Below are 15,602 nucleotides of genomic sequence, written 5' to 3'. Positions count from 1 at the left end.
CGAATTTGTAATGGCAGAAGATAGTTACAGAACCATCAAAGAAATATCAGAAGGCTATTATAGCGAAAAAAGAAGTAAATTCATATCATACGCTGTACCTGTACGTACGGTAGAGGATGTGAAAGAGGCATTGGATAAATATAAAAAACAGTATTATGATGCTCGTCATGTATGCTGGGCATATATGCTGGGAGCCGAAAGAGAAGAATTTCGTGCCAATGACGACGGCGAACCTTCATCAACTGCCGGCAAACCCATTCTCGGACAAATTAATTCAAATCAACTAACCTATATTCTTATTGTTGTTATTCGTTACTTTGGAGGTATCGAGTTAGGCACGGGAGGTCTTATCGTTGCTTATCGTACAGCGGCAGCAGAAGCTATTGCGGCAGCAGAAATAGAGGAAAGAACAGTCGATGAAGATATTACTGTATGCTTTGAATATCCATATCTTAATAGTATTATGCGAATCGTTAAAGAAGACGGACCAGAAATCATATCGCAAAATTTTCAGATGGATTGTGAGATGACGCTCCGTATCCGAAAAGGAAGCGCAGAAAGATTAAAAGCCCGTTTAGAAAAAGTTGAAACTGCTTTTCTGAAAGAAGAATAAGTTTTATTCTAAAAGTCCTACTATCTGCTCTAAATAAAACACATCTTCCTGAGTGAAATCATTTACTTTATCGCTGTCGATATCTAAGACACCAATGAATTCGTCGTCGTCGAACAACGGAATTACAACTTCTGATTTTGACAACGAACTACAGGCTATATGTCCAGGAAACTGATCTACGTCGGGGACAACGATTGTTTCCCCTTTTTCCCAAGCGGTACCACAGACCCCTCTGCCTTTTTTGATCCGGGTACATGCTATAGGTCCTTGAAAAGGGCCAAGTACCAATTGGTCTTCACGTAGAATATAAAACCCAACCCAAAAGAAATCAAAAGTTTGTTTTAATGCCGCCACCACATTTGCCATATTGGCAATAGAATCAGATTCATACAGAATCAAAGCTCTGATTTGAGGAATCAATTCTTCATACTTTTCGGATTTGCTGCCTTTGCTTATTATTAAATCTTCTGCCATACCTAACTTCATTCATAAATAATGAGGTGAAGATATGGAATATCATGGATATATGAAATAAAGTAAAGTATTGTATATATAATGTATAAGTAAAATCGTATTTTAGCCTTCAAATACTAAACTTGAAAAGCTATGAACATAAAGAATAAAATCAAAATCACAATTGGTCGTCAATTCGGAAGCGGAGGTTACGATATCGGACAAAAACTTGCTGAATTATTGGGGATTTCTTTTTATGATAAAGAGCTCTTAGTTCTTGCGGCAAAAGAGAGTGGTTTGAATAAAGCTTTTTTTGAAAAGGCTGATGAACGTTCTACGCAAGGCTTATCCTACGCCTTTTCGGTTGGCTTACCTTATATGGGGATGTTTACCCCATACACTGATATATTATGCAACGATGGTTTGTTTAAACTTCAAAGTGATACGATCCGTAATTTAGCAAAGAAACAATCTTGCGTTATCGTAGGACGTTGTGCGGATTACATTTTAAGAGATGATCCGAACTGTTTTAATGTCTTTATTCACTGTCCTTCCGGAATTCGGAAGATGCGTATTATGGATAAGTTTAAAATAAAGGAAGATCAGGCAGTTGAGTTAATGACAAAAAAAGACAAAGAAAGAGCAGCATACTATAATTACTACACGAACAAGAAATGGGGTAGTGCTATGTCTTATCACCTTACTATTGATTCCTCTATTTTAGGCGTAGAAGAAACGGCTGTGTATATTAAAGATTTTATTTTGAAAAAACAGATAGATTAAGTGGTTTCTGTTAATGATTGAATAATCTCTCTCTGTTTGTTAAAATATTGGATACGTTGCATTTCTGCACTTTCCGATATGAGGGTTGAATATTTTTTTAATGACAGGATAAAGTCCCGGTTATAATTATAAACCAATGGATCTGTGGAATAAATTGCATTAATTGAATACAATCTGAATGTAGCCCAATTGCCTATAGGAGTACTTACATAAGTATATGTAGCTTCAAAATTGACATTAGAAATATATACCTGCAGGTTGTTTCCCGATTTGAATTTACCTTTTGTTGCATATTCTTCCAGATCACCCAGAAGGTGAATTAAATCTTCTTTAATCTGCTCAACCTCTTCTTGTTTTATTAGATGTATATTTATAAAATAACGGACATCATTTACAAAGCTGTTAAATATCTGGTTATCGAGAATATAGATCGTTGTTTTGATAAACTGAGTTTCTCTTACGTATTCTTTTTGCAAATCACGTATATGATCGGGTATTATAAGATCAGAGAAGGTACTGTATGTATTCGTTTTATCATTCTGATAAATCCACTTGAATAATCTGAATTTTGAGAGAGTCGCATATTTAAGATAGAATACCTGGGGAATAAGATTTGCAGCTAAGCCTAATTCGGTATTGTCCAAATCTTTAAAAGACCTGTATATTTGACAATACTGCTTAATTACTTTTTCGTACGCTTTAATCGGTTCTGCCGTGTCAATCATACTTAAGTCAAACAAAGCATTGTCGGTCGTTTTTGTTCCTACCGTATTATCTAAAGAAATCCCCAATTCACGAGCTATAATTGCAGCCTCGTTTAATGTAAAGGGAACTTCTCCACGCAGCCTTCTATAAACGGCTTCTTTTCCAATAAAAAGTATATCAATAAGTACATTTGCCAATCGCGTTCCATCTGATATCTTATTTTGCATTGCAGCAATAAGCGCTTCATTTAATGTTTGAGTTGCCATATCATATCTCATTTATTTCTTGTACATACTTAATAAATAAACAAATAATTAAGCCAAATGCTCATATAAAACTATACATTTTATTAGATAATTTACTTTTTTAGTAGCGTTCTGATTGATATTGTTTCGATTTTCTTATTCCTTACATAAAGAAAGTCAACAAAGGCGAAGCAAGAATCATTTTTTAAATAGAGTAAACTATCCATTTCTGCAGGCGACGTTTCTTTCTGTAGTAAAGCCGGACGTTCTAAAAAGAAATCATTTATACTAAATGCCGTAATAAGAATAGAGTCCTTTTTCAAAAACAAAGAATCATTTTGGAGATCAGTTCTAAAATCCAAATGCATTAATTGGTTATAGCCTTTGATATCATAGGAATAAGAATCAGACCTGTAATAACTTTTTATATTATTTGTTTCCTCTACAATATAGTCCGGTACATGATCAGCAAACAATCCTTTATTCAATGCTTCTATAGAAGAATATCCGTATTTTTTTGTCATATAGTCTGCTGATGTGTTTTTCATTATGTATTGAAAAATATCAACTAATCTTTCGTAACCCTGTTGGGCGGATTTCTCTCTTAATGTTTCCGGGATATTGTCCATTCTTATGCGTTTTGTCTCCGGATCTTTGAGATTAAGTTCTTCTATTACGCTGTTAAGTCTTCTTTCCTGAGATAATATACCTATGTTTTTTGCACTTAAAGCAGGAATAAATGTAATTGGTGCTAAAAGAAGTATAACGAGGTAAAGGAAGTACAGATATTTAACTTTTGGAGAATTAAAAGAAAGAAGAGCTATAACGGATATAAGTATTGCCAGAATAAAAAGATATACGCGCTCTTCTGTAAAGCCATACTCTTGTATTCTATATAATATTCCAATCCAGAATAGAATCAAAACCGGAATTACTAACAGATGAAACCGGTTGTAATACCACCCGTAATATTCCTTTTTTAGTAATTTCTGACAAGCTCTTGCTATGACTGCTATAAAAAGAAAAATAGAGATCATGTAGGAAAGCATTCCTTTGGGAAGATTCCAAGCAATCAAAATTTTTAATCCATAAACATATAGGAGAGTGGTATAGGCCAACACGGCAGGGGTAACAATCCAATTATTCAGAATTTCAAAGAAACGGCCGGGTATCCATTGATAATTATCCTGTTCTTTCTCTTGAAACAGACAAAAAAGAAATGGGGCTATAATTGATAAGGGAAATAGGAACAGATAAAAACGCACATCGTCCAGATTGAATAACTCTATTTCGAAAATATAGACTAACGATGCATAAATGCCAAAGAGCAATCCCGATAGTGCAAGCGTTAGAATTCCGCTTATTGCAACATGGTAGGGGATGCGTAATGTATCCATCGTAAAATGCAGATTGTTCTTTTGAGAACGACATGCAAACAAGACAGTAAAAGCAATAATCCAGGTTATTCCATAAGGCAGGTTAATCGGATTCTCTATTGGAATAAAAGGAGCTATAAATGCTAAAAGAATACTGGAATAATAGACCCATCTCAAACGGGGAGCTGCAAAGAAATGATTTAAGGAAAAGCTGGCTATCCAGAACAAAGGCAACAGAGCCAATGCGTTGTAAACATTCTCTGTATGCCAATTTGTTGTTTCTTTATCGATAGCAATAGTAATAAATAAACAAATGCTTAGTAGAAACTCTATCGGATAAGCTTTTATTGTTGATAGAGTATTTGATTTTAATTTACTCCAATTTATCTTTTTCATAAAACTAAGCATTTGATTGTTTATATTTTATGTAAAACTTGTAGATGTTAGTTTTATTGTTGCAGAATGAAAGTTTTCTATAATTTCAGTCATTATCTCTTTTACGGAAAGTTCTTCTTTAAGCAAACTGGCAACCTGTCCGATTTCCAATTCTCCTTCGTCTAAATTTCCTTCAAAAATTCCTTTTTTTGCTCTTCCTTTTCCCAACAATTCTTTTAATTCTTCAACCGACGCTCCTTTTGCTTCTGCTTCTTCTACTGCCGAAGCGAAGGTTCCTTTAACTAAACGGGTAGGGGAAAGCTTTTTTAATAATAATTTGGTATCTCCTTCATTCAGGTTCAGGCATAAGTTTTTGAAGTTATCGTGCGCTGAACTTTCTTTTGCTAAAGCAAAGCGAGTACCAATCTGTACGCCTTCTGCCCCTAAAGCAAAGGCTGCAAGCATTCCTTCGCCTGTTCCTATACCTCCGGCTGCTATTAAGGGTAAAGACGTTGCTTTACGTACGGCAGGAATAAGGCAAAGAGTGGTTGTCTCTTCGCGACCATTATGTCCTCCTGCTTCAAAGCCTTCGGCAACAATCGCATTAACACCTGCCTCTTCGCATTTCGCGGCGAATTTTGAACTGCTTACAACGTGTGCTACGGTTATTCCGTTTTCTTGCAGATGTTTTGTCCATATCTTCGGATTCCCGGCAGAAGTAAAGACAACTTTGACTTTCTCTTCAACCAATATTTTCATTATAGAATCAATTTCAGGATACATTAAGGGAACATTAACTCCAAAAGGTTTATCTGTTGCCTCCTTGCATTTTTGAATATGTTCTCTTAACACCTCCGGATGCATCGAGCCGGCTCCAATCAGACCTAATCCTCCGGCATTACTCACTGCTGATGCTAATCTCCATCCACTGCACCATACCATACCACCTTGAATAATAGGGTAGGCAATATTGAACAACTCACAAATTCTATTCATATTTCTATATGTATTTAGCTGATTTCACGTTCAAAGTAATACAAAAACTTCTATATTTGCATAGTAACGAATATTAATGTAATAATTATTAACGAATGAAAAAGTTTGTCATGGCCGCAAGTATTGCTGTTGCACTTAGCGCATGTGGTTCGTCGGGGAGTAAGACGGACAGTGTGGATACAGGTAATCCTTTCTTTACGGAATACACGACACCATTTGGAGTTCCTCCTTTTGACCAGATAAAGTTGGAGCATTATAAACCTGCTTTCCTTCAGGGTATGAAAGAACAGGTGAAAGAAATTGAAAAAATTATTAATCAAACGGCAGAACCTGATTTCGAAAACACGATTGTTGCCCTTGATCAGAGCGGTGAGTTATATCGCAAAGTTGCTATTGTGTTTAGCGGACAAAACTCAGCAAATACGAATGACGAAATGCAGGCATTAAGTCGTGAATTGTCTCCATTGCAATCTAAACACAGAGATGATATCAGCCTGAATCCAAAATTATTTGCACGTGTAAAGGCCGTCTATGACAAGCAAGATCAATTAGGCCTGAATAAAGAACAAGCCAAATTACTTGAAGAAACGTATAAAGGATTTGTACGTGGTGGTGCAAATTTAAGTGAAACAGATCAGGCCAAGTTGCGCGAATTAAATAGTGAACTATCTATGCTTCAGCTAACTTTCGGTCAGAATATGCTGAAAGAAACGAATGATTTCAAATTAGTAGTTGAAAACGAAGCCGACTTAGCCGGTTTACCTGAAAGTCTTATTGCTAATGGGGCAGCAGTTGCAAAAGCGAATAACCTGGAAGGAAAATGGGTATTTACCTTGCATAATCCCAGTGTGATGCCTTTCCTTCAATATGCGGACAACAGATCTTTGCGCGAAAAAATATTCAATGGATATATTAATCGTGGAAACAATAATAATGATGCCGACAATAAAGAAGTGGTAAGAAAGTTAGTGTCGTTACGTCTTGAGAAAGCAAAACTAATGGGATACGAAGATTATGCATCTTTTGTTTTGGAAGAACGGATGGCCAAAAATGAAGATAATGTATTTAAACTTTTGAATGAGGTCTGGACTCCGGCGTTAGCTAAGGCAAAAGACGAGTTGAATGATATCAAGGTCGAAATAAAAAAAGAAGGTGGTAATTTCGAGCCCGAAGGTTGGGATTGGCGTTACTATTTTGAAAAAGCGAAAAAAGCAAAATTTGATTTGGATGAAAATCAGGTACGCCCTTATTTGAAGTTGGAGAATGTTTATGAAGGCGTTTTTTATGTATCGAATAAACTTTATGGAATTACGTTTACACCGATTAAAGATATTCCATTACCTCACCCTGAAGCTGTTGCATTTGAGTGTAAAGACAAAGACGGTACACATTTAGGAGTACTTTATATGGATTTCTTCCCTCGCGAAAGTAAACGTGGAGGAGCTTGGTGCGGCACTTATCGTTCGCAGACATATAAAGACGGAAAACGATTGGCTCCGGTTGTAACGATTGTCTGTAATTTCACTCCTCCGGCAGAAGGAGAACCGGCTCTGCTAAGCGCTGATGAAGCGAATACATTGTTCCATGAATTCGGACATGCGCTGCATAATCTGTTTAAAGATGTTCACTATTACGGAATCTCCGGAGTTCCTCGTGATTTTGTGGAGTTGCCTTCTCAGATAATGGAACATTGGGTATTTGAACCGGAAGTATTGAAGGTATTTGCTAAACATTATAAAACTGGCGAAGTTATTCCTTCCGAATTAATAGACAAATTAGACAAAAGCGGCAAATACGGACAAGGATTTGCTACCACGGAATACCTTGCAGCTTCATTCTTAGATATGGATTTTCATGTATTAAAAGAAGTTCCAGAGAATTTGAATGTAATGGATTTTGAAGCGCAGACATTGAATAAACGCGGATTGTTGAAACAGATACCATCCCGTTATCGTACTACTTATTTTAATCACACCATGGGGGGTGGTTATACAGCAGGATACTACAGTTATATCTGGTCTGAAGTACTTGATTGCGATGCTTTCCGTGCGTTTAAAGAAACCGGCGATATTTACAATCAGGAAGTTGCCGCTAAATTCCGCAATTATGTATTAACACCCGGAGGAATTGACGATGCTTCTGTTATGTACGTTAACTTCCGAGGTAAAGAGCCGGGAACAGATGCCCTGCTTGAAAACAGAGGATTAAAATAAGTCTTTAAAAGTTCATTCCTATGTTTTTTCCTTTTGATGGGTATCAAAAGAAAAAACATAGGGAATAAACAAAAACCACTTGCACTTTTTTATTTACTACCCTAAATTCTGTTTACTGTTCAATATAATTTATTTTATTATCTTTGCGTTAGGTTTGAATGATAAATAATTACTTACGTATGGAGCGGTATTTGATTATTAAAACGAGAGATGAATTATTACGGATCAAAATAGGACAAATACTTTTTTTTGAGGCAGATCGGAATTACACCAAACTTTTTCTTTCCAATGGGATACAATTTACATTCGCTATTAATATTGGGAAAATAGAAGAAATTCTGGAAAAGCAAGTTTCAGGAAGTAGTCGTATCTTAATGCGCGTGGGGAAAAGCCATATCATCAATAAGAATCACATTCTACAAATCAATTTGCCCAAGCAGAAATTATTATTGCTGTCTGCGGATGGTAAACCACGTGAATTGGTGGTTTCAAAAGATCCTCTAAAGGTATTAAAAGATCACTTAGAGCAGGAAATGTATAAAACTGAGAGTGAAGAATGATTATTAAAATCGGCAAAGCGACTACGAACGACTTGGTGATAGATAATGCATCTGTCAGTCGCGAACATGCCCGCTTGCTGTCTGATAAATCTTCCAACCTGTTAGAAGACTTGGGTTCTACAAACGGAACTTTTGTTAATGACATACAAATACTAAAAAAACAGATTGGTTCTTCGGATCGGATTCGATTCGCAAATAGTGATATTTATACCCTTAATGACTTACTGCACGCAAGCAATGATTATAGCGAAGAGTTTGACAAATTAAAGAATGTATATAAATCATACATTGAAGAAAAGGTCAAGATTCAGTCTTCCAATCAGTTGAAAACAAGACTTTTACAATCTCTTCCATTTGCTTTGCCGGGTATTATTGGTGTAACAATAGGTTTTCTTGGCAAAGGAAATCCAACCTTGTTAGGAATAAGCTTGTTTATTACTATTCTTGCACCCACAGTAGGTATATATATGGGAGCGAAACAGTCCGCTAAAACGCCTGCTTTACTTCAAAAAATAGCAGATAACTTTAAAATCAACTATGTTTGTCCGAAATGTGGGGCGTTTCTTGGGGAAATACCCTGGGAATCTTTAGCAAACAAAAAAGAATGTCCTGCCTGCAAAGCAAAATGGATTAAGCAATAGTCATTTCGTATCGGAAAGTAAGACTTTCGTACAAGAACTCCAAGTCTTTGATTATAAGTGAGAATATTCCATTATATTAATGGATAACTTTTCGTAGATTTGTAACGATATAATATTTATTGTTATGAGGAAGGATACTGAATACACTTTTGTGACGATTGATAATGACGCAGACGATATGCTGAGAGATGCTGTTGTTATTGATGTGGATCAAGATGGAGATTTACTTGCTGCTGTTTCAATAGATGGGGATATGGAATCGGGAGATTTTATAACCTTGGCAGACGATACAATTATGTTCTCTGATGCAGATATGACAGATATCATATCTTCAGATATAATTGATGATACGGATATTTCTCTGATTCTATGATTTCATTAAAATGTCCACACTGTCAGGTTGGCCTGAAAGTTGATGAGACGAAATTGCCTGAAGGGATTAAATCTTTCAAATGCCCTAAATGCAAAAAACAAATACCTGTCTCTCTTCTTGCTACAGAGGAAAGAAGTAGTAATACATCTGATACGGTCTTGTTAACTCCGGTTAAGGCTGAATTAGGATGTATTATTGTATTAACAGGATTGAATACCCCCGAACAAACATTTCCCTTACACGAAGGATTGATTACTTTAGGAAGAAAATCTTCTTCTTCTGAGGTTACATTTGGTATTGATACGACCGATAAATTAATGAGTCGCAGCCATATTAGTATAGAAGTAAAAAAAGATCCAAAAGGAGGATATAAACATTACCTTTCCGACAATAACAGTAAAAACCGAACGTTATATAATAACAATTACCTTGAAGCCGGAGAAACGGTTGTCCTGCATGATAATGATGAAATCATAATAGGCAGAACAACACTCCGATTTAAAGCATAAAAGTTATTAATATGAATATAACGATAGGAAAACCATATGCTGCTTCTGAAAAGGGAGGAAGGGCTAATAACGAAGATTGTATATATCCATTGCCCGAAGCAGTAAACACAGACCAACAACTTTTTATCGTTTGTGATGGAGTGGGAGGTTCTAATAAAGGAGAAATAGCCAGTTCTATGGCTTGTGAACTTTTTCAATCTTATTTAGCTTCGTTTTCTGAAGGTGAAATTGATGCGGCTATCATCAATAAAGCGTTGCAGTTTACTGAAGTACATTTTAACGAGTATGTAAGAGAGAATCCTTCAGCTTCCGGTATGGCAACTACTTTGGCCATGGTTTATTTGGGAAATAAAGGTATAACTGTAGCTCATATAGGCGATAGTCGTGTTTACCATTTTAGAAAAGGTCATATCCTGCATCAAACAGAGGATCATTCTCTTGTTTATTCACTTTACAAATTAAATTCTATCAAAAAAGAGGATATGCGGTCGCATCCTCAAAAAAATGTTATTCTGAAAGCAATACAAGGCAGCAATAATCCTACGGAGGCAGATGTCAATGTGCTAACTGATGTTTGTGATGGCGATTATCTGTTTATATGTACTGACGGTGTGTTTGAAATGTTCTCGGACGAAGATCTATGTACCCTGTTTGACGGTACGCATTCAGCGGAAAATTGCAAGGATATTCTTATTGAAAGATGCAATGGAAACACAAAAGATAACTTTTCATTTTACATAATTCCTATTCATCATGTTCGTGATAGTAAGACCGTAACACAAAATATTCTTTCATTCTTTTATTCTTTAGTATAAAAAATGTACTTTTGACTGTTAAATGTCAGCAAAAGGTATGAATCTTCCTAACGGATATATACTTCAGAAAGGAAAATATAAATTAAAGCATGTCGTTGGTCAAGGTGGTTTTGGCATAACATATAACGGCGTGTGGTTTACGGAAGTAAAAGGCCCATTAGGTGCGCTTGAGACAGAAGTACCTGTTTGCATTAAAGAATATTTCTTTAAAGATTACTGTTTCAGGGAAATAGGGACTAATATTGTTAAAGTACATTCCGAAACCGGGAAAATACTTTTCGAGAAATTTAAAGAAAAGCTGATCAAAGAAGCTAAAATCCTTTCTGATGTATCTCACCCTAATGTTGTAAAAGTACTGGAGGTTTTCGAAGAGAACGAGACCGCTTATATTGTAATGGAGTATATTACCGGATGCTCATTAAAATACATGTTGGATAAAAACGGTGTGCTTCCGGAAAACAAAGTATTAAAATATATCCATCAAATAGGGGAGGCTTTAGAATTCGTTCATAAAAAGAGTATTCTTCATTTAGATATTAAGCCCAGCAACATTCTGATAGATAAGGATGATAATGCACGCCTGATTGACTTTGGTGTCAGTAAGCGTTATGATATCGAATCGCAAGAGACAAGTACAACAATGTTGACTTTGTCAAAAGGGTTTGCCTCTATAGAACAATATGACGACGAAGGGATGCAGACGTTTTCTCCCTGTCCGGATATTTATTCTTTAGGAGCAACCATGTACAATCTGTTGACCGGAAAGATTCCGACAGAATCCATCTTAAGAGCAACCCGGTCATTGATAAAGCCAGTCGAAATTAATCCGTCAATTGCATCAAAAACTGAAGCTGTGATTCTTAAAGCAATGGAAATCATGCCCGAGAATCGTTTTCAATCAGCTAAAGAAATGATATCATCTTTAGATACGCCTCCACAGGAGAAAGAGACAAAAAATACTCTTCAGGAGATACATCAGGTAGGTGGAGATGAAACAGAACTCCTGTCTGACAATGCTGACCAAATAATAGACAAAGCGTTGTCTCTAAAGAAGAAAAAAAATAAGACAGAGAAAAATAAAAAAAGGATTCTGGTAAGTGTTTTTATAACTGTTTTTCTTCTGGTGGTATCTGCGGCTGTTTTCTTTTTACAAAAAAATGTTGCTCAGAATAATATCGCAAATGTTCCGAAAGTTATTGATATTCCGAAAGAAGAAACCGAAGAAATAAAGTCAGATATTATTCCGGAGGAAACAATTCAGGAGACAGTACAAGAAGAAAAAACGACCACCCCTCTTGAACCTGTCGCGTCAGAAGAAATCCCTTCGCCTTCGTCTTCTCAGTCTGTAGAAAAAAAAGAGGAACCCAAACCCGAACCGCAAACAGTCCATGAGAAACCATTATCAACATCTTTAGCTGAAAGTGAAGAAAAATTTATCCAATTTATGACAGACGGTAAACAGAAAATGGATATATTTGACTTTTCAGGGGCAAAAGCTGCTTTAACACAAGCAAAAACATTAAAGCCTGGTAACTCAGAAGTTCAGAGATTATTAGCTTCTTGTGAAGAAAAAGAGGCTGAACAACAAACAGCTAAAAGGATGTCTTTATATGAAGAAAAGATGTCTTTTGGTTTTTATAAAATTGTAAGAAAAAAAGAAACAGGCAGATATGGTGCTATAGATAATAAAGGGATAGAAAAAATACCTTGTATCTATATTGGTGTAGGGGTTGCCGAAAATGGTAGAGCTTTTGAACGTGAAGATCATTTATTTGACATATATAATGCTGATGGAGAAGTACTCGGAGAGGGTCTAACTTATTATTAACAGAATGAAAAAAGGATGGATTTTATTTGCTTTTGTGTTGATTTCTCATATTGTGACAGGACAACAGCAAACGACTTATAATAAAAAAGGAGATGAAGCCATGGCGCGCGAAGATTATCGCGAAGCAAAAATGTGGTATGAAGAAGGAGTTATTAATTGTGACCTGTATAGTATTGACAAAATCACTCAAATATGGAGAAACCAATCATCTATGCGAGTTTCTATGCGGTCATTGATAACTAAATGTTATGACTGTCTTACAACGAAAAGTGCTGAAAACGACACCACTGCTATCCGTAATCTTATTTATTACCATAAAGAAGGTATAGGCGTACCGGAAAATAAAACTTTAGCATCGTATTGGACACAACGTCTTGCTTTTTTATCAAAAGATGCGGATTTGACCGACTTGTATGAACGACCTGAACTCAAAAAGGATAGAGAATCCAATTTTTTTATAGGATATAACTATTCTGTTGAAGCACCTTTCGGTTTGACATTTGGTTCGGTTGGTAAAACAATGGGATGGTATGCTCGCATAAAATCAAATCTATCTTTTACGGGATACGATAGAGATACGAATAATCAAGGATTATCTGATGTTGATTCGCAGTTCAGATTTGAGAAATCAAAAATCAATGCTCATATTGGTACTGCCGGTGTCATTTTTAAATGGTCGGATCAGATTCATTCATCCATTGGTCTGGGCTATGGTGTAAGAGAATTATTATGGTATTATTCTATCTATGATGATGATAAAAAGTCCAGCGAAGGTTGGAGTAAGAACGTCGAAGCTTCGCATAAAGGATTGGTTACGGAATTAGATGTTATCTGGAGTTTCGGCAGCATGTTTATTAGCGTTGGTGGACATTCTGTTAATTTTAAATATGTTGACCTGAATGCAGGTGTTGGTGTTTATTTTTAAATCTTGAACTTATGAAATCAAAATATACTCTATATATAATAACTCTCCTTAGCATTATTGTGTGCTATAGTTGTGTTTCAGATCCGGACTATCCATCGGAGATGGTAAATGCTAAAGTACCCGAAATTAAAACCTTGCAGATAGATAAACAAACAGCTACATCTATAACAATATCTGCGGAAGTTCTAAAAAATAACGGAATGCCTGTTATAGAATACGGAGTGTACTGGAGTACGACATCTCCTATTGATACCACAAAGGCAGATCACCTTGCTGTAGGCGAAGGTAAAGGAGAGTTTACCGCAACAATTGAAGGATTAAAAGACAACTCAGAATACTACGTAGCGCCATATGCAATGAATGGCAAAGGAATTGCATTAGGTGAAACACTTAAAGGTGTAACGAATAGTGGGTTGGGAAGCGTAAAAACTCTTGATCCGGTGGATGTTACGGCAACAACTGTTACAATAGGAGGTAAAATTGAAGTAAGAGGAGAAGGCGAAATAAAAGCACGGGGAGTATATCAATCTGCAACGGCGGATTTTGTTGATCCTGATACAATATACTACAGTACTATGCAAACAGACTCGTTCGTTTGTTATGTAACAGATTTAAGTCCTAATGCAACATATTATGTAAAAGCATTTGTTGTGAATAACTTCGGAACATTTACGGGTACTGAGAAGTCCTTTGAAATGGCCGATGGTCGTCCTTCAATAACTGGATTGACAAAGATAGAAATAAACTTTTACGATGCGATTTTCCAAGCTGAAGTGATAAGTGAAGGAAGTTCATTGATAAATGAAAGAGGATTCTGTTGGAAAGAAAAAAATGCAGGAATTGATTTACCAACGATAGATAACGATACAATTCTTGTAGATTCTGTTGGTATTGGTACCTTTAAAGGTAAAATAGAAGGATTATCACCCCAGAAAAGTTATCATATCCGTGCCTTTGCGAAGAACAAGTTTGGAATCTCCTATAGTAATGATACGATATTTTTCCCCAAAAGTGATTTCCCATCTGTTGCGATTGACAAAAGCGTTAAATTTGGATACGGAACAGCAACAATTTCAGCATCCGTCTTAGATGAAGGACAAAGTGAAGTTATTGAATCCGGATTATGTTGGTCAAGTACAAACTTAACGCCGGATACATTAGATAATAGATTAATTCTTAGTTCCGGTAAGACTAATTTCTCTGGCGTATTAGAAAACTTAAAAGGTGATACCAGATATTATGTGAGAGCCTATGCAAAGAATAAGATAAAAACATCTTATAGTGAAGTGTTTAATTTTGACACGCCCGCAATTTATTTCGATTTAACGCCATTGAATCAAGAGATAATACAAGGAACAGCTCGTTTCTTTTATACAACAACGGCCGGATTTATTCTTGGTGGAGATAAAGGGGCAACCTATACGAATGACCTGTACCGATATAATCTGGCGCAAGGTACCTGGTCGTCAATGAAAGCTTATCCTGAATTTGACATTATCTCAGGCCAAACTCCAGTCGTAATTGATCGGGTAGCTTATGTGTTCGGAGGTAAAAACATGAGAACAGGAGATTATATTAATGAATTATTCACCTATGATACCTATGAAAATAAGTGGAGTGATTTAAGTGTTTCCGGTGCTCCTGATCCTATTGGTTTATCGGCTGGTTGCCTGATAGGGAAAAGTGCCTATTATATAGGCGGAATACGTAAGGACTCTGTATGTAAAGATGTAAAACAATTCAATTCATTAGATAATAATTGGACAACGAGAGCAGATATACCTGAAGCACAATATGGAGGTATCGCTGTTGCTGTAAATGATGTAATATATGCCGGATTGGGGCTTAGCTATACAAATGAGAATAACAAAAAGTTATGGAAAATCCAAAAAATCTGGCAAAACGACCCTTGGGTTACATGTGAACCGATTCCTGATGAAGCATCTAAGATTATTGGCGGAGTTGTATTTGAAAATAATATTTATGTGATTGATAATAACGGTCAAATCTGGAAATATTCAACGGCTAATGATACCTGGTCTAAAAAGATTCATCTGACAGTATTGGGTAATAATATCCACTGTATGTATGTGCTCGATAATAAAATCTATATTGGATTAGGAAGTGGAAGCAGTAAATTCGTTGCGTATAATCCCTATTGGGATAATTAATCAGAGTAGGGGAGGCGCATC

Annotated in this window: 15 protein-coding genes; 11 read left to right on the top strand and 4 right to left on the bottom strand. The window is 36.0% G+C overall.

Annotated features, from left to right (window positions below):
- The first annotated feature begins 10 nt into the window (after positions 1-10).
- A complete protein-coding gene (locus PHT93_RS05955) occupies positions 11-613 on the top strand; it encodes a YigZ family protein (RefSeq protein WP_300240670.1) in 603 nt (200 codons plus the stop codon).
- A gap of 3 nt (positions 614-616) precedes the next feature.
- On the opposite strand, the gene PHT93_RS05950 is transcribed toward PHT93_RS05955, so the two are convergent.
- Positions 617-1,087, bottom strand: a complete 471-nt coding sequence (locus PHT93_RS05950; protein ID WP_300240668.1) for a GAF domain-containing protein — start codon at positions 1,085-1,087, stop codon at positions 617-619.
- A gap of 138 nt (positions 1,088-1,225) precedes the next feature.
- Between PHT93_RS05950 and PHT93_RS05945 the strand changes: the two genes are divergently transcribed.
- Positions 1,226-1,849, top strand: coding sequence for a cytidylate kinase-like family protein (locus tag PHT93_RS05945; protein ID WP_300240722.1), 624 nt, complete (start codon positions 1,226-1,228; stop codon positions 1,847-1,849).
- On the opposite strand, the gene PHT93_RS05940 is transcribed toward PHT93_RS05945, so the two are convergent.
- From PHT93_RS05940 to PHT93_RS05930, 3 genes are all read right to left on the bottom strand, one after another.
- A complete protein-coding gene (locus PHT93_RS05940; RefSeq protein ID WP_300240666.1) occupies positions 1,846-2,820 on the bottom strand; it encodes a hypothetical protein in 975 nt (324 codons plus the stop codon). The two genes, PHT93_RS05945 and PHT93_RS05940, sit on opposite strands and share 4 nt — an antisense overlap.
- Before the next feature lie 92 nt (positions 2,821-2,912).
- Positions 2,913-4,571, bottom strand: coding sequence for a DUF4153 domain-containing protein (locus PHT93_RS05935; protein WP_300240663.1), 1,659 nt, complete (start codon positions 4,569-4,571; stop codon positions 2,913-2,915).
- 27 nt (positions 4,572-4,598) lie between these two features.
- Positions 4,599-5,546, bottom strand: a complete 948-nt coding sequence (locus tag PHT93_RS05930; RefSeq protein WP_300240661.1) for a nitronate monooxygenase — start codon at positions 5,544-5,546, stop codon at positions 4,599-4,601.
- Positions 5,547-5,641: 95 nt separating this feature from the next.
- Between PHT93_RS05930 and PHT93_RS05925 the strand changes: the two genes are divergently transcribed.
- The 9 genes from PHT93_RS05925 (at position 5,642) to PHT93_RS05885 (ending at position 15,581) form a co-directional block, all read left to right on the top strand.
- Positions 5,642-7,759 carry a M3 family metallopeptidase gene (locus PHT93_RS05925; protein ID WP_300240659.1) on the top strand — a complete coding sequence of 706 codons (2,118 nt, stop codon included), beginning with the start codon at positions 5,642-5,644 and terminating at the stop codon, positions 7,757-7,759.
- Between the two features lie 179 nt (positions 7,760-7,938).
- On the top strand, positions 7,939-8,319 hold the full coding sequence (locus PHT93_RS05920; RefSeq protein ID WP_300240657.1) for a LytTR family DNA-binding domain-containing protein: 381 nt from the start codon (positions 7,939-7,941) through the stop codon (positions 8,317-8,319).
- Entirely contained in the window at positions 8,316-8,960 is a 645-nt protein-coding gene (locus tag PHT93_RS05915; protein WP_300240655.1) for an FHA domain-containing protein, read from the top strand. Before PHT93_RS05920 ends, PHT93_RS05915 begins: the two co-directional genes overlap by 4 nt.
- A 124-nt stretch (positions 8,961-9,084) precedes the next feature.
- Complete coding sequence (locus PHT93_RS05910; RefSeq protein WP_300240653.1) at positions 9,085-9,333, top strand: hypothetical protein; 249 nt, start codon at positions 9,085-9,087, stop codon at positions 9,331-9,333.
- Positions 9,330-9,842: an FHA domain-containing protein gene (locus tag PHT93_RS05905; protein WP_300240651.1), complete on the top strand. Its 513-nt coding sequence runs from the start codon at positions 9,330-9,332 to the stop codon at positions 9,840-9,842. The genes PHT93_RS05910 and PHT93_RS05905 overlap by 4 nt, the downstream gene beginning before the upstream one ends.
- Before the next feature lie 11 nt (positions 9,843-9,853).
- On the top strand, positions 9,854-10,657 hold the full coding sequence (locus tag PHT93_RS05900; protein WP_300240648.1) for a protein phosphatase 2C domain-containing protein: 804 nt from the start codon (positions 9,854-9,856) through the stop codon (positions 10,655-10,657).
- Positions 10,658-10,694: 37 nt separating this feature from the next.
- The gene (locus PHT93_RS05895) at positions 10,695-12,485 is read left to right on the top strand and encodes a serine/threonine-protein kinase (RefSeq protein WP_300240645.1); all 1,791 of its coding nucleotides are present in this window, start codon (positions 10,695-10,697) and stop codon (positions 12,483-12,485) included.
- A 4-nt stretch (positions 12,486-12,489) separates the two neighbouring features.
- Entirely contained in the window at positions 12,490-13,410 is a 921-nt protein-coding gene (locus tag PHT93_RS05890) for a hypothetical protein (protein ID WP_300240641.1), read from the top strand.
- Positions 13,411-13,421: 11 nt separating this feature from the next.
- The gene (locus PHT93_RS05885) at positions 13,422-15,581 is read left to right on the top strand and encodes a hypothetical protein (protein ID WP_300240639.1); all 2,160 of its coding nucleotides are present in this window, start codon (positions 13,422-13,424) and stop codon (positions 15,579-15,581) included.
- The last annotated feature ends 21 nt before the right edge of the window (positions 15,582-15,602 follow it).

Source organism: Massilibacteroides sp. (assembly GCF_028705895.1).
Lineage (GTDB): Bacteria > Bacteroidota > Bacteroidia > Bacteroidales > Tannerellaceae > Massilibacteroides.
This window is presented reverse-complemented; position numbering and strand designations above follow the sequence as displayed.

What these genes read in the sequence shown, in the direction of transcription:
- PHT93_RS05955 (WP_300240670.1), top strand. Translation starts at nt 11, where the DNA reads ATGGCAGAAGATAGTTACAGAACCATCAAAGAAATATCAGAAGGCTAT.
- PHT93_RS05900 (WP_300240648.1), top strand. Translation starts at nt 9,854, where the DNA reads ATGAATATAACGATAGGAAAACCATATGCTGCTTCTGAAAAGGGAGGA.
- PHT93_RS05925 (WP_300240659.1), top strand. Translation starts at nt 5,642, where the DNA reads ATGAAAAAGTTTGTCATGGCCGCAAGTATTGCTGTTGCACTTAGCGCA.
- PHT93_RS05930 (WP_300240661.1), bottom strand. Translation starts at nt 5,546, where the DNA reads ATGAATAGAATTTGTGAGTTGTTCAATATTGCCTACCCTATTATTCAA.
- PHT93_RS05915 (WP_300240655.1), top strand. Translation starts at nt 8,316, where the DNA reads ATGATTATTAAAATCGGCAAAGCGACTACGAACGACTTGGTGATAGAT.
- PHT93_RS05950 (WP_300240668.1), bottom strand. Translation starts at nt 1,087, where the DNA reads ATGGCAGAAGATTTAATAATAAGCAAAGGCAGCAAATCCGAAAAGTAT.
- PHT93_RS05885 (WP_300240639.1), top strand. Translation starts at nt 13,422, where the DNA reads ATGAAATCAAAATATACTCTATATATAATAACTCTCCTTAGCATTATT.
- PHT93_RS05940 (WP_300240666.1), bottom strand. Translation starts at nt 2,820, where the DNA reads ATGGCAACTCAAACATTAAATGAAGCGCTTATTGCTGCAATGCAAAAT.
- PHT93_RS05910 (WP_300240653.1), top strand. Translation starts at nt 9,085, where the DNA reads ATGAGGAAGGATACTGAATACACTTTTGTGACGATTGATAATGACGCA.
- PHT93_RS05890 (WP_300240641.1), top strand. Translation starts at nt 12,490, where the DNA reads ATGAAAAAAGGATGGATTTTATTTGCTTTTGTGTTGATTTCTCATATT.
- PHT93_RS05905 (WP_300240651.1), top strand. Translation starts at nt 9,330, where the DNA reads ATGATTTCATTAAAATGTCCACACTGTCAGGTTGGCCTGAAAGTTGAT.
- PHT93_RS05895 (WP_300240645.1), top strand. Translation starts at nt 10,695, where the DNA reads ATGAATCTTCCTAACGGATATATACTTCAGAAAGGAAAATATAAATTA.
- PHT93_RS05920 (WP_300240657.1), top strand. Translation starts at nt 7,939, where the DNA reads ATGGAGCGGTATTTGATTATTAAAACGAGAGATGAATTATTACGGATC.
- PHT93_RS05935 (WP_300240663.1), bottom strand. Translation starts at nt 4,571, where the DNA reads ATGAAAAAGATAAATTGGAGTAAATTAAAATCAAATACTCTATCAACA.